This window comes from Sorangium aterium (assembly GCF_028368935.1).
GTDB lineage: Bacteria > Myxococcota_A > Polyangia > Polyangiales > Polyangiaceae > Sorangium > Sorangium atrum.
Map to the genome: position 1 here is coordinate 1855964 of NZ_JAQNDK010000002.1, position 14497 is coordinate 1870460.

Here is a 14497-nt window from a genome sequence, read left to right on the forward strand (position 1 = left end):
CGCGGTCATGGGGGCCTCTCCCGTACGACGCCGCGGCGACGGTGCGACAAGGTGGTCAATCGCCCGCGCTGCCCGCGAGTTGAGAACGAGATGGGAGACACCAGGTGAGCACGACCAAAGCGTCTCTTGGGACCCTGTTCCTCATGCTCTCGCTGGCCGCGCCTGCGCTGGGGCAAGAGGCGGCGCCGCGGCAGCCCGTCACGGACAAGACGAAGGAGCGTTGGGCGAAGAGCCAGGGAGGCCGGTTCGGGTTCGAGATCGACGTCCTCAGCTCGTCTTACCAGCGGGAGATCGCGGCGGCGAACGGCGAAGAGGCCTCCGTCGAGGAGTCGTCGCGGCTCGGCGTCGCCATCACCGCCGCCACCCAGTACAAGCTCTTCGCCGGTCTCCACCTCGACGCGGAGATCCCGTTCGTCTACGGCGACGTCTCGGGCCCCCAGTCCACAGACCTGTTCGGCAGGCCGTTCTCGAGCGGCGCAGGATACAGCCAGTTCTTCATCGGGAATCCCACGTTCGGCCTCCATTACGCTGCCAACGCGCTGCCCATCCTCGCGCTCTTCGGCGGCATGAGCTTCACGATCCCGCTCCACCCGCACCCGGGCACGGAGCTCGAGGTCGCGTCGGTGGCGAATTTCCCCGCGCGGGCTTACTTCGATGCGCAGCGCGTGCTGCTCGCGCACTGGGCCTTCCGGGCGCGCGTCGGGACCGAGATCAACGTCGGCAAGGTCCTGTTCCTCACCCACGATCTCGCGAGTCAGGTCTTCTTTCCGACCCGGGACGGGGAGGACACGAAGACCGTGATCGAGCAGGGCAACGAGATCGCGTTCCGCCCGTTCGGCAGCTTCGGCATCGGCGTGCGCCTCCAGGCGGCGTTCCCTCTCTCCTCCACCAACTCGGCCCAGCTGGCGGCGGAGCCGTTCGTCGACTGGGAGCCGCTCGTGAAGGGCTCCTTCACCCGCGTCGGCGCGCTTGTCGCGCTCGACGACGACCTCGGCTTCGGCCTCGATCAGGGGAAGGTCGCCACCATCCGCGTCGCCCTGGGCAGCAAATGGTAGGGAGCGAGCGCCGCCGGGGCGAGCTATGCTGAGCGCCCCGTGATGACGACCCCCAGCCCGAGCCGCGACCTCTGGGTCGGCGTGCCGCGGCCGAACCCTGGTGCCCGGCTTCGCCTCTTCTGTGCGCCCTATGCGGGCGGCGGCTCGTCGATCTACAACGCCTGGTGGCGCGAGCTCCCCGCGCACACCGAGCTCTGCGCGCTCAAGCTCCCCGGCCGGGAGGCGCGCATGAGCGAGCCGCCGTTCGAGCGCATCACGCCGCTCGTCCAGGCCCTCGCCACCGCGCTCGAGCCATGGCTCACGAAGCCGTTCGCGCTGTATGGCCACAGCCTCGGCGCGCTCGTCTGCTTCGAGCTCGCGCGCGAGCTCCGCCGCCGGGGTGCTCCGCTGCCGCGCCATCTCCTCGTATCGGGCCGGCGCCCGCCTCACCTTCCCGGCTCGGATCCGCTCCACGGCCTGCCCGAGCCCGCGTTTCTGGAGCGGATCCGACGCATGGGGGGCACGCCCGACGAGGTGCTGCGCGAGCCGGAGCTCCTGGCGCTCTTCCTGCCTCTCCTGCGCGCGGATGTCGCGGTCAACGAGGCCGAGCCGTTCGTCCCGGGGGCCCCGCTCGAGTGCTCGATCTCCGCGTTCGGGGGCATCAACGACGAGCGCGCGGAGCGCGCCGAGCTCGAAGGCTGGCGCCATCACACGCGCGGGGCCTTCCGGGTCGAGATGTTCCCCGGCGGGCACTTCTTCCTGCGGAGCGCCCGGGAGCCGCTCCTGCGGTCGATCTCGGCCGTCCTCGACGACGTCGCGCGCGCGCTCCCCCCGTGACGACCGGCGCTGGGTGGGTGTTGAGCCCAGGGCAGGAGCCATGCAAAGAAGGAGGGACCCGCAGCCTCTCTGCCTCTCTGCTCCCCCGGAGACCCCAACGATGACCGATTTCCAGTACCAGGACATGCTCCCCCTCGGCCATGACGAGACCCCGTACCGTCTCGTCAGCCGCGACCATGTCTCGACCTTCGAGGCCGCCGGCTCGACGTTCCTCAAGGTCGAGCCGGAGGGGCTCACCCTGCTCGCGCGCGAGGCGATGCGCGACATCGCCCACCTCCTCCGGCCCGGTCACCTCGCGCAGCTCGCGCGGATCCTCGGCGATCCCGAGGCCTCCTCGAACGATCGCTTCGTCGCCCTCGAGCTCCTCAAGAACGCGAGCATCGCCGCGGGGGGCGTTCTCCCGTCATGCCAGGACACCGGCACGGCCATCGTCATGGGCAAGAAGGGCCAGCTCGTCTTCACGGGCGGCGGCGACGAGGCGGCGATCGCGCGCGGCGTCTTCGAGACCTACCGCGCGCAGAACCTGCGCTATTCGCAGCTCGCGCCGCTCGACATGTACCGGGAGGTCAACACGAACGACAACCTCCCGGCGCAGATCGAGATCTTCGCGACGGACGGCGACGCCTACAAGCTCCTGTTCATGGCGAAGGGCGGCGGCTCCGCGAACAAGAGCTATCTTTACCAGGAGACCAAGGCGCTCCTGAACCCGGAGAGCCTGCTGTCCTTCCTCGAGGCGAAGATCCGCGCGCTCGGCACCGCGGCGTGCCCGCCGTACCACCTCGCCATCGTCGTCGGCGGCACGTCGGCCGAGCACACGCTCAAGGTCGCGAAGCTCGCCTCGGCGCGGTACCTCGACACGCTCCCGGCCGAGGGCAACGCGCGCGGGCGCGGCTTCCGCGATCGCGAGCTCGAGCAGAAGGTGCTCGAGCTCGCGCAGCGGACGGGCATCGGGGCGCAGTTCGGGGGCAAGTACTTCTGCCACGACGTGCGGGTCATCCGCCTGCCGCGCCACGGCGCCTCGTGCCCTGTCGGTATCGCCGTCTCCTGTTCTGCGGATCGTCAGGCGCTCGGCAAGATCACGCGCGAGGGCATCTTCCTCGAGCAGCTCGAGACCGATCCTGCGAAGTACCTGCCCGACACGACCGACGCGGATCTCCAGGGAGAGGTCGTGAAGCTCGACCTCCGCCGTCCCATGAGCGAGATCCGCGCGGAGCTCTCGAAGTACCCCATCCGCACGCGGCTCTCGCTGAGCGGCCCGATGATCGTCGCGCGAGACATCGCGCACGCGAAGATCAAGGAGCGCCTCGACCGCGGCGACGGCGTGCCGAGCTACCTGCAGGAGTTCATGGTCTACTACGCCGGCCCCGCGAAGACGCCCGTGGGCTACGCCTCCGGCTCGTTCGGGCCCACCACGGCCGGCCGGATGGACGCGTACGTCGACCTCTTCCAGGCGAGCGGCGGCAGCTACGTCATGCTCGCCAAGGGCAACCGCTCGCCCGCTGTCACCGCGGCGTGCAAGAAGCACGGCGGCTTCTACCTCGGCTCGATCGGCGGCCCGGCCGCGCGCCTCGCGAAGGACTGCATCAAGAAGGTCGAGGTGCTCGAGTACCCCGAGCTCGGCATGGAAGCCGTCTGGAAGATCGAGGTCGAGGATTTCCCCGCCTTCATCGTGGTGGACGACAAGGGCAACGACTTCTTCGCCGACATCAACAAGCCGGCCGGCCGGAAGCTCGACGTCACGGGCTGACGTCCGGAGCCCGGGGATCGCGGCCGGGCGGCTTCCCTAGGCCTCCAGCGCCGGCGCGGCAGCGGACCGCCGCCCTCCTTCTCCCGTGCCAGACCTTCCAGGACCTGCGCAAACTCCGCGTCGGCGGCGCAGCAACAGCGAGGTTGATTGGCGACGACGTCCCCTCCGGATCGGCGTCGAGGACCCGATTCCATCTGCTCCTGATACGGCTCATCACCTGCTCCCCTGCCACTGTCACCCGGATCAGCGCGGGTGACCGAGGCAAATGGTCACATTCGAGGCGTCCTGGCTCCTGTTCAGCCCGGTATCGTCTCGGCGAGCGCTGATGGGGCCGCGGTCCGCGGGGGCACGGTCCATGCTTCGACCTCGTGCGGAAGGAGCTGAGCATGACAGTTCGACCTGATCGCGCGGTGTCTCATGGCCATGTCGACGCTGGGCACCACCGTTTCGAGGATCGGCACGGTGGTCCCGATGGAGCTCGCCATCACCTGGAGGAGGATCGTTTGGAGCGGCTTGTGCGCGCAGCGCAGGAGGTCGCTGGTCAAGCAGAGCGTCGAGAGCGCGAGAAGCGCAGCGACGCCGGCCAGGAGGCGAGGCCGGGCGACGGCGGCGTCAAGTCGCGGCCGGCGCCGAGGAATCCGAGCATCGCCGACCTCGAGCGCGCGGACAACGAGGGGATGCTGCCGCCGGGGGAGACGTGATGAGCGCACGCGCGATGAGCCTCGATGGGCTCGTCGATCGGCTGGTGCCGAGCGCGCTCCGCCCCGCGGAGCGCGCGCCCCTCGCCCCTGCGCTCGACGCGGAGGTACGGCACGTGGACACGTGGAGCGCGGGGCGCCTCGCCTATTACGTGGACACCCGCGCTGCCGGGCGCCCCGTGGTGCTCGTGCACGGGGTCGACGCCGCCGCCTCGTCCAGGGAGATGGCGCCCCTGTTCGATGCGCTCCGCGGCGAGCGGCCTGTCTACGCGCTCGATCTTCCCGGGTTCGGCCTCTCGGAGCGAGCGGACCGCGTGTACGATCGCGAGCTCTACCGCGCCGCGCTGCGCCGCTTCCTCACGGACGTGGTCCGCGCGCCGGGCGGCGCCGACGTCATCGCGCTCTCCCTCTCCTCCGAGTTCGCCGCCGCCGTCGCCTGCGAGGAGATGAGCATCGTTCACAGCCTCGTGCTCGTGTCCCCGACGGGGCTCGGCCGCGAGCCTCCCGGCGCGAGCGCCCTCTTCCGGGCTGTCTCGCGCGTCCCCTACGTCGCGGAGGCGCTCTTTCGCGTGCTGGCCGCGCCGCCCAGCATTCGCTGGTTCCTGAAGAAGAACTTCGTCGGCGCGCCGGATCCGGGCCTCGTCGACTATGCCATCAGCGCGTCGAAGGAGCCTTTTGCCCACCGGGCCCCCCTCGCGTTCATCACCGGTGACCTGTTCACGGACGACGCTCTCCAGCGCCTGTATGCGCGTCTGCCCGTCGCCACGCTGATCCTCCACGACCGTGACCCCTATTCGCGCTTCGACCGCCTCGGCGAGCTCACGCAGCAGAACGCGCGCGTGGAGGTCGCCCGCATCGCGCCGACGCTGGGTCTCCCGCATTTCGAGCAGCTCGACGCCACGCTCGATGCCGTGCGCAGGTTCTGGGCGCAGGACCCTTGGTAGATCTCCTCCACAGAACGACCAGGACAGCCTTGTAGAGAGCTCCGCGCAGGGCGGACGTCGATTTCCTGCGGAGCCCCCGGCGCCGCAGGGAAGCCGAGGTCGTCCGGCCTGCTCGGGAGCCGCCGCCCTCCAGGTCAAACATGTATGCGCCATTACTGATTGGCCCCGTCTCGGGCCAGCGGGCCTGTGTCCCGCTGGCCTTGTGCGACCCCGAGGAGGGTCTCGAGGATCGACCTGCGACACGCATCCAGTTTCACCGCTCGTGAAGCGCTTGGTGTACAATGGAGCGGTGACCGAACACCGGGTGACCCGACAGGGGCACCATGTGTGTGTGGTCACGTGCTTGCCGGTTCGATCGTGGCCATTTCGTTAGGGCCATGACATCCACAGCCTGGGCGGGGGTGTCCTTGCGCAGCAATCCGGCGATGGAGCGCTGCGCCAGAACGCTGCGATGTGCCATGGATGAGCCATGGTGGATGGCCAGGCGATGGAGCAATGCGGCACGCGTCTCTACAGGGGGCGCGGATTGTTTCCAGGCGTAAAAGTCTTTGCAAACTCCAGGTCAACGGGCTAATTAAGCTCTTATAGCGGGGGATGTCGTGAATGCAGGCGGCCAAACCATCTCTTCGACCCAGCAAGCGAGCAACAGCTTGCTTGGTCGATACCGCCTGATTGCAAAATTAGGCCGTGGAGGGATGGCAGATGTGTTTCTGGCCGTCTCCCGCGGGCCCGGGTCGTTCAACAAGCTTGTCGTCGTGAAGTGTCTCCGCGTCGGGATGGCGGATGACCCGCGCTACGTCCTGATGTTCCTGGACGAGGCCAAGCTCTCGGCCCGGCTCAATCACCCCAACGTCGTTCAGACCTACGAGATCGGGGGCGAGAGCGGCGGGTACTTCATCGTGATGGAGTACCTCGAGGGCCAGCCGCTCAAGGACGTCGTGAGGGCGGTGGTGAGCGGCTGTCCTGGCGCCGCGAGCTTCACGCGGGGGGCGTGGGTCAGGACGATCGTCGAGGCGCTGCGCGGGCTGCACTACGCGCATGAGCTCGCGGACTTCGATGGCGGTCTGCTCGGCGTCGTGCACCGCGACGTCTCGCCGCACAACATCTTCATCACGTACGACGGAGCTGTGAAGATCGTTGATTTCGGCGTCGCGAAGGCGGCCCTCAACGATGCGCACACCGAGAGCGGAACCTTCAAGGGCAAGATGGCCTACGCCGCGCCCGAGCAGGCGATGGCGAGCACCGACGTCGACCGGCGGGCCGATATCTTCGCCATCGGCATCGTGCTCTGGGAGCTCCTGGCGATGCGGCGGCTGTTCGATGGCGATCACGTCGCCGTGATGCACCAGCTGCTCACGCGGGACATCCCGCGGCTCTCCACCGTCGTGCCGGACATCGACCCGGCGCTCGATGAGATCGTGGCGAGGGCCCTCCAGCGGGATCCGGATCGGCGGTTCGCCACCGCGCAGGAGATGGGCGACGCGCTGGAGAGTTACCTCCGGGCCTCGGGCGGGGACGTCCGCACGGAGCAGCTCGGCGCGCACGTGCTCGAGATGTTCTCGGAGAGCAGGGCGCTCGTGCGCCAGCAGGTCACCGCGCAGTTCGAGTACCTGACCTCGCTGGACGTCGCGGGCGACATCCAGCGCGCCTCGATGGTCGGAGAGTTCCCCCGCGCCTCGATGGTCATGGGGATGAACCGCTCGATGTGGCCCTCCGCGACCGCGGCCGGTCTACCCCTCCTCAGCGATCACAGCCACAGCGGCCCCGCCAACCACCAGCAGGAGCCCACGGCCGTCGACCCGGGCAGCCTGGGCGCGACGGTGGGGCGCGCCTCGTCCTGGCGGCAGCGTGGGTATCTCGCCTCTGCGCTCGGCGTGGTCGCGCTGCTCGCCGCGGGGGCCTTCGCGATGTTCCGCGACCGCTCGGTGGAGCCCGTCGCGTCGGAGCAGCCTGCTGCCGTGTCCACGGCTGCGGCGGCGCTCGAAGCGAGCCCGATGAAGGCCAAGGTCACGATCAAGAGCGAGCCCGCGGACGCGAACGTGAGCTGGAACGGGACCATGCTCGGCAAGACGCCCCTCAGCGTCGAGCTGCCTCAAGGGATGCAGGTCGTCGTGGTGTCCAGGGCCGGTTGGGTCGACGTGTCGATCTTCCTGCAGCTCTCCGCGTCCGACGTCGTCGAGCGCACCGTCGCGCTCCGGCGTCAGGACGTCAGCACGATACCGTCCAATTAGGGCTCCTCGTCTCCCTGTGAATTCCCCCGAAAAATTCGGGGGATACTTCAAGTGCCGGCCCTGAGGACCCGCATGGATGGCGCTGCCCTGGCCGCGAGGCGGCGGACTTCTCGACCGAGCCAGTCGAGGAAATCGTGGTTCCACGGAGGCCCGTCGGGCCAGCGTTCGCGTATGCGGTCGGCGAGCTCTAGATCCCATCTCCCGTAGAGATCCACGAGCGCGTCATGCGCCTTGCGGCCGGCCAGCGCTTCAGGGGCCCCGCGAGGCTCGCCTCCGTGCGCGAAGGCGTCGTCGCAAACATAGTAGTTGCACGTCGCCGCGCGCCGCTCGGGGGGGATGGTGCAGCCCTCATGACCATGGAAAGCGCACCTCTTGGGGAGCGCTCGGCCATCGCTGTCCTGGGGCTCGACCCGCAGGATGAGCAGGCCGCGCCGGCCCGGGCGCAGGTTGCCCGCGGCCATCTGCTCGAGCAGCCAGCCTGCGCCGCCGAGCGAGACGATTCGCCCGATGTCCGACCACTCGACCCCCGGCGGGCTGGCGCAGCAGCCCGTCGGGCCCTGCGGGCATGAGCCGCACAACGTCGAGTGCAGCCGCGTGTGCATGCCCGCGAGCTCAAGCCGGATCATCGCGCCACCAATGCTCCGAGAATAACGGCGCCTCCCGCTGCGTCCAGCGTCGCCGGCGCATCCAGAGGTCGGGAAAAGAGGAGAGGAAGAGTAGAGAGAGTCCGGAGCGACCTATGCTCTGGGCGTGATCAGGCGCTCCAGCCCGCGCAGCGGGATGTCCAGCCAGTCAGGTCGGTTGTTGAGCTCGTAGCCGACCTCGTAAATGCACTTCTCGAGCATGTAGAAGTCGATCAGGAGCGCCGTGTCCGCGTCGCTCGCGGGCACGTACGGCGTCGTCGCGTCGGCCCGCGGCTCGGCGGTCGCCTGAGCGCGCGCGACCGTCTCCATGTATCCCGCGAGGTAGCTCGCGGAGATCCACGCCACCCAGGCGTCGGTCCACGGCTTGAGGACGGCGACGTCCTCGGGCCGGAGGCGAGCGTCCCGGAGCGCCGAGGCGCCGGCGTAGTCGAACGAGCGCAGCATCCCGCCCACGTCCCGGAGCGGGCCACGCTTGTAGCGGCGCTCGCTCAGCGGTCTCGCCGGCTCCCCCTCGAAATCGATCAGGATGAAGTCGTCGCCCGTCGAGAGCACCTGGCCGAGGTGGAAGTCGCCGTGCGTCCGGATGCGGGGGATGTCGAACTTCCTCGACACGATCTGCTGGAGCTTCGCGTTGATCTCGGCCTCGCGCGGCAGCATCGCCGACACCTGCTCCCGCACGCTCTCGGGGAGCGAGCGCTCGCGCTTCCTCAGCAGCGCGAAGGTGCGCGCGAGCATGCCGTGCGCCGACTGGAAGATCGACTGCTGGTGCAGCGTCGTGAACGACTGCTGCCCGAACGCGGGGTCCTTGCTGTGCTTGCCGAGCGTGAGGTGGAGCTGCGCGGTGCGCTCGCCGAGCAGCCGCATCCTCACGAGCTCGGTGCCCATCAGCTGGTTCACCACCGGGGGCGGCGCCGCGCGCGACGCGTCGACGAGCGTGCCGGGCGGCATCGGCGGCGCGCTCCCCTTCACCGACCCCTCGTCGGTGAGCACCCGCTCGAAGAAGCGGTTCAGCGCCTCGAGCGTGCTCGTCCACGCGTCGGTCTGGCTCCGCACGTACTCCTGGAGCATCGCCACCGTGGTCGCCTCGCGACCGCGGCCCTGGTACTCGATCACCCCGGCGAGCCGCGGCGTCGCGGGGAACTGCTCGTCCGTCAGGAACCTGCCGATCTCGAGCTCCGGGTTGATGCCCTCCTCGACCTGCCGGAAGATCTTGAGGAGCAGCTTGTCGCCGTAAATGATGGTCGTGTTGCTCTGCTCGCTCTCGGAGATGCGCGCCGGGAGCTCTCCCTCGCCGAGCGACTCGAGCGTCGTCCCGAGCGGCAGCGCATGGAGCTCGCCGGCCGTGCCCGTCGCGACGCCCCGCGCCCGGATCGCGGCGAGGATCAGCGCGGCGAACTCCGGGGTCGTCAGGGCGTCGTACAGGATCCCCTCCGGCGCTGCCGCGCTCTCCGGCTCGGGATCGCGGATCGTGACGTCCGCGATCACCGCGTGGCGCGTGCGCGTCGCGAGCGTCCGCGCGTAGTCGCCCGTGGCGAAGCCGATCGGCACGACATACGTGTCCGGCGAGCCGTCCGTGTACTCGACGCGCACGAGCAGGAGGTAGTGCTCCGCCGCGGTCTGCTCGCCGCGGAGGATCGGGATGACGTCCGCGAGGGTCGTGCCGCGCCGCGTGCGCGCCTTGCCGCGGAACCAGCGCCGCGCCGCGATGAACTTGCCGAGCGCCGGCTCGAGCACCTTGCGCCCCTCCGGGGAGAGGAGCGTCCGCCACGAGCCCTTCGTCGAGATCGCGGGCGCCGCCTCGGCGTCGCCGACGGACGTCGCCGGCGTCGCCGGCTCCAGCGCGAACCAGAAGAAGTCGTGCGGCCCGAGCGAGAGGGAGTAACCGCGGCTCGTGATCTCCGGGAAGCGGCTCCTGCCGAACAGCTCGACAGGCACCATGCCCTCGAAGCGCGCGAGGTCGAGCTCGACGTGCTGGGCGTACCGAGAGAGGTTCGCGACGATGAGCAGCCGCTCGTCCGCGTGCGCGCGGATGAACGCGAGCACCTTGCTGTTGTCCGGGTGCAGGAACTCGATCGTCCCGCGGCCGAGCACCTTGTTCTGCTTGCGAAGGGTGATGAGCCGCTTCATCCACCAGAGGAGCGAAGCAGGGTTCTGCTGCTGCGCCTCGACGTTGATCGCCTCGTAGTGGTACTCGGGATCGATGATGATCGGCAGATAGAGCTTCTGCGGGTTCGCCCTGGAGAATCCGGCGTTCCGATCGGCGCTCCACTGCATCGGCGTGCGCACCCCGTCGCGATCGCCGAGATAGATGTTGTCGCCCATCCCGATCTCGTCGCCGTAGTAGAGGACGGGGGTCCCCGGCAGCGAGAAGAGCAGCGCGTTCATCAGCTCGATCCTGCGCCGCGTCTTCATGAGCGGGGCGAGCCGCCGGCGGATGCCCAGGTTGATCCGCGCCGTGTGCTCCTGCGCGTAGACGCGGTACATGTAGTCCCGGTCCTCGTCGGTCACCATCTCGAGCGTCAGCTCGTCGTGGTTCCGGAGGAACGTCGCCCACTGACAGCTCTCGTGGACCACCGGCGTCTGCTTCAGGATGTTGACGATCGGGAAGCTGTCCTCGAGCTCGACCGCCATGAACATCCTGGGCATGAGCGGGAAGTGGAAGTTCATGTGGCACTCGTCGCCGCTCCCGAAGTACGCCGCGGCGTCGGCGGGCCACTGGTTGGCCTCCGCGAGGAGCATGCGATCGGCGAAGTTCGCGTCGATGTGGCGCCTGAGCTTCCGCAAGAACTCGTGCGTCTCCGGCAGGTTCTCGCAGTTCGTCCCTTCGCGCTCGTAGAGGTACGGTACGGCGTCGAGCCGGAGCCCGTCGACGCCCATCTCCAGCCAGAAGTCGACCACCTTGAAGACGGCGGCGTGGACGTCCGGGTTCTCGAAGTTGAGGTCGGGCTGGTGGGAGTAGAAGCGGTGCCAATAATAGGCGTTGGCGACCGGATCCCAGGCCCAGTTCGATGTCTCGAAGTCCTTGAAGATGATCCGGGCGTCCTTGTAGCGGTGCGGGGTGTCGCTCCACACGTAGAAGTCGCGCCAGCGCGAGCCCTTGGGCGAGGTCCGCGCCCGCTGGAACCACTCATGCTCGTTCGAGGTGTGGTTCAGGACGAGCTCGGTGATGACGCGGATGTCGCGGCGGTGCGCCTCGCGCAGGAGGCGGGCGAACTCGCGCCGGGTCCCGTAAGACGGGTTGATGTTGGCGTAGTCCGCGATGTCGTATCCGCCGTCGCGCAGCGGCGAGGGGTAGAAGGGCAGGAGCCAGATCGCGGTGACGCCGAGATCTTGGAGGTAATCGAGCTTGTCGACGAGCCCCTCGAAGTCGCCGATGCCGTCTGCGTTCGAGTCGCTGAACGCGCGGACATGGACCTCGTAGATGATAGCGTCCTTGTACCAGAGGGCGCTGCCTTCGACGGGAGGGGGCTTTTGATCCTGGCTCATGGCTGCTCCGGCGATGCGCGTAGTCCGCGCGACGACGCCGGGCGCACAGGATGCAGCGGATCGGGCCCTGTGCGGCGTGAGCACGCCGCCCGGGCCAGAGGTGGCCAGGAGGCAAGGCACGCTGCGGAGTCCGCCACTGGGCGCGCGCTGCCGTCCCCGCGCGGGTGACGCGGATCACGTGTATAGTTTAACTACTCGGGATTGCAAGACCACGCGTGCCCGACTTCGGTAGCACGCCGTGCGCGCGGCGCAAAGCGGCGCGGTTGCGTTTCGCTTGCATCCGTCTGCACTCCGTCTGCACTCCGTTTGCCTCCGCTCGCAACCGTTCGCATCCGCTTGCAACCGCTCCCACCCGGTTTCCTCCGTTTCCGCAGGGGTTGCACCCGGCGCACTGTCGAGATCGCTGCTTCGTGAGCTCGACCCACACGTCGAACCGCAGCCGGTGTAAGAAGCGCTGGCACCTCGTTCTGCGATCGGGCGAGCTCATGCCCATCGAAGGAGCATTCTCATGATGCGTGTCTTCCACGTACTCCCGCTCTCCCTCGCCGCGCTCGGAGCGCTCGCGTGCTCGTCGACCCCCGAGCCGACGATCGACCCGAACAACCCGTGCCCTCCGGGCCAGTGGTGCGCCTCCGCCGTGCCGACCACGCCGGCGACGGCGGTGCCCACGCCCACCACCACCGCCGCGCCCGCGGGCTCCGCCGCCACGCCGATCCCGCCGGTCGCCGCGGTGGCCGCGACGCCGATCCTGCAGGGGATGGGCACGACGGAGGCCCCGGGGATGAAGCCGGACGGCGGGCCGTTCGCGGGGCAGTTCCAGGAGGGCCAGGCGCTCGAGCAGCAGATCAACATCTCGCCCGGCAAGTGCTACACGGTCGTCGGCATCGGCCTCGGGGTCCAGGAGCTTGACATCCAGCTCGTCTCGCAGCCCGCGCCCGCGCTGCCGCCCGTCGTGCTCGCGCAGGACAGCACCACCGGCGCCGCGGCGACGCTCGGCGGCAAGGCCTCCGGCTGCTGGAAGAACCCCCTGCCGATCGGCGGCCCGGGCAAGGTGATCCTCAAGGCGACGAAGGGCGCGGGGATCGCGGCCGCGCAGGTCTTCATCAAGTAACGCTCCCCCGCGCGGGCTGGCCGCGTCCGCCCGTACTCCAAGGAGCGCCGCCGCGCGCATGCCGAGAGGCGCGCGCCTCGCGCGCGACTCTTCTATTCCCGCGGCCTGCGTCCTCCCCTAGAGCAGAACGGATGAGGCCGTGGGCCTCGCGCGCGACTCCATGAGCGAGACCGTCTTCCTCGGCCCCGACGCCAGCAAGACCTGCGCGAGGCCGCGCTGGGAGTGGCTGTCGCCGCGCCTCCCTCCGGACCTCGAGCAGGAGGCGACGAGGCGCGTCGCGTGGATGGCGCTCTGCACGATCGTGGCGGGCGCCCTCGGCTTCCTCGTGTCGGAGCTCATCCCGGGCCTCGAGCTCGGCCCTTACCCGATCCGCGTCGCGGTCTTCCTGCCGTTCATGCTGGTCTCGGCCGCGCTCTTCGTCATCGCGCGGAGGGGGCTCCTGTCGCCGCCGCGGATCGTCGATCTCTCGTTCGCCTACAAGATCCTGGGCGCCGCGCTGCTCTCGGTCATCTCCAACGCGCAGCCGTGGCCGGAGGGGCCGATGCTGCCGGGATGGCCGCCGGTGGCCGTCTGGGTGCTCATGTTCCCCATCATCGTCCCCGCCCCGAGCGTGCGCACGCTGTTCACCTCGACGCTGGCGATCCTCACCGATCCGGCCTGCCTCTGGGTGCTCGTCCGCTCGGGCTTCATGGAGCCGCCCTCGCGCGAGGCGATGTTCCGCAGGTTCTTCCCGAGCGTCATCGCGCTCGCGCTCTCCGTCCTCGTGTCGCGCGTCGTCTTCGGGCTCGGGCGCAAGCTCGACGCGGCGCGGGAGCTCGGCAGCTACCGGCTCGTCGAGCGGCTCGGCGGCGGCGGCATGGGCGAGGTGTGGCGGGCGAAGCACCGGATGCTCGCCCGCCCCGCGGCCGTGAAGCTGATCCGGCCCGAGGCGTTCCAGGGCGAGCCATCGAGCAACGGCAACGCGAAGGCGCGGTTCGAGCGCGAGGCCCAGGCGACCGCCGCGCTCCGATCGCCGCACACGATCGGCATCTTCGACTTCGGCGTCGCCCGCGACGGGTCGTTCTACTACGTGATGGAGCTGCTCGACGGCATGGACCTCGACACCCTCGTCAAGCTGGACGGCCCGCAGCCGCCCGCGCGCGTCGTCCACTTGCTCCGGCAGGCCTGCCACTCGCTCCACGAGGCGCACAGGGCCTTCTTCGTGCACCGGGACATCAAGCCCGCCAACCTCTTCCTGTGCCGCTACGGCGCAGATCTCGATTTCTTGAAGGTGCTCGATTTCGGGCTGGTGGCCCAGCGCAAGAAGGACGCGGACCCCTCCAAGCTGACCGCGGACAACGCGATCACCGGCACGCCCGCGTTCATGGCCCCGGAGGTGGTGCTTGGCGACCGCCCCATCGACGGCCGGACCGACATCTACGCGCTCGGGTGCGTCGCCTACTGGCTGCTCACGGGCGCCCTCGTGTTCGAGGCCGAGACGTCGATGAAGACGATGTTGCTCCACGCGACGGAGGCGCCCGTCGCGCCTTCGAAGCGCGCGGCACGCGCGATCCCGCCCGCGCTCGATCGCATCGTGCTCGACTGCCTCGAGAAGGATCCCGCGCGGCGGCCGCAGTCGGCGCGCGAGCTGTCCGAGCGGCTCGCCGCGCTCCACATGGACGCCGACTGGACCGAGCAGCACGCGGCGGCGTGGTGGGAGACGGTCGCGCCGCCGTCGCTCTCGGGCCAGGCGGCCAGGGCGGCCGTCGACGCCTTCGGCTGAGCT

At 69.4% G+C, this 14497-nt stretch carries 10 protein-coding genes; 8 read left to right on the forward strand and 2 right to left on the reverse strand.

Translation table 11 applies throughout. The annotated features are described in order from the left end of the window. The first annotated feature begins 104 nt into the window (after positions 1–104). The 6 genes from POL72_RS21985 (at position 105) to POL72_RS22010 (ending at position 7491) form a co-directional block, all read left to right on the forward strand. A complete protein-coding gene (locus tag POL72_RS21985) occupies positions 105–1055 on the forward strand; it encodes a hypothetical protein (RefSeq protein WP_272097468.1) in 951 nt (316 codons plus the stop codon). 42 nt (positions 1056–1097) lie between these two features. Then, complete coding sequence (locus POL72_RS21990; RefSeq protein WP_272097469.1) at positions 1098–1871, forward strand: thioesterase II family protein; 774 nt, start codon at positions 1098–1100, stop codon at positions 1869–1871. Between the two features lie 100 nt (positions 1872–1971). After that, positions 1972–3618, forward strand: coding sequence for a fumarate hydratase (locus POL72_RS21995; RefSeq protein WP_272097470.1), 1647 nt, complete (start codon positions 1972–1974; stop codon positions 3616–3618). 503 nt (positions 3619–4121) lie between these two features. After that, positions 4122–4319 carry a hypothetical protein gene (locus POL72_RS22000; RefSeq protein WP_272097471.1) on the forward strand — a complete coding sequence of 66 codons (198 nt, stop codon included), beginning with the start codon at positions 4122–4124 and terminating at the stop codon, positions 4317–4319. Continuing rightward, complete coding sequence (locus POL72_RS22005; protein WP_272097472.1) at positions 4319–5260, forward strand: alpha/beta fold hydrolase; 942 nt, start codon at positions 4319–4321, stop codon at positions 5258–5260. The genes POL72_RS22000 and POL72_RS22005 overlap by 1 nt, the downstream gene beginning before the upstream one ends. A 599-nt stretch (positions 5261–5859) precedes the next feature. Beyond that, the gene (locus tag POL72_RS22010) at positions 5860–7491 is read left to right on the forward strand and encodes a serine/threonine-protein kinase (RefSeq protein ID WP_272097473.1); all 1632 of its coding nucleotides are present in this window, start codon (positions 5860–5862) and stop codon (positions 7489–7491) included. A 47-nt stretch (positions 7492–7538) separates the two neighbouring features. On the opposite strand, the gene POL72_RS22015 is transcribed toward POL72_RS22010, so the two are convergent. Beyond that, positions 7539–8117, reverse strand: coding sequence for a hypothetical protein (locus POL72_RS22015; RefSeq protein ID WP_272097474.1), 579 nt, complete (start codon positions 8115–8117; stop codon positions 7539–7541). A gap of 111 nt (positions 8118–8228) precedes the next feature. Next, positions 8229–11621: a maltose alpha-D-glucosyltransferase gene (gene treS / locus POL72_RS22020; protein WP_272097475.1), complete on the reverse strand. Its 3393-nt coding sequence runs from the start codon at positions 11619–11621 to the stop codon at positions 8229–8231. Between the two features lie 508 nt (positions 11622–12129). Here treS and POL72_RS22025 point away from each other — a divergent pair. Together POL72_RS22025 and POL72_RS22030 are read left to right on the forward strand one after the other, a co-directional pair. Continuing rightward, entirely contained in the window at positions 12130–12732 is a 603-nt protein-coding gene (locus POL72_RS22025; RefSeq protein WP_012232997.1) for a hypothetical protein, read from the forward strand. Between the two features lie 139 nt (positions 12733–12871). Further along, complete coding sequence (locus tag POL72_RS22030) at positions 12872–14494, forward strand: serine/threonine-protein kinase (RefSeq protein WP_272097476.1); 1623 nt, start codon at positions 12872–12874, stop codon at positions 14492–14494. Positions 14495–14497 lie beyond the last annotated feature (3 nt).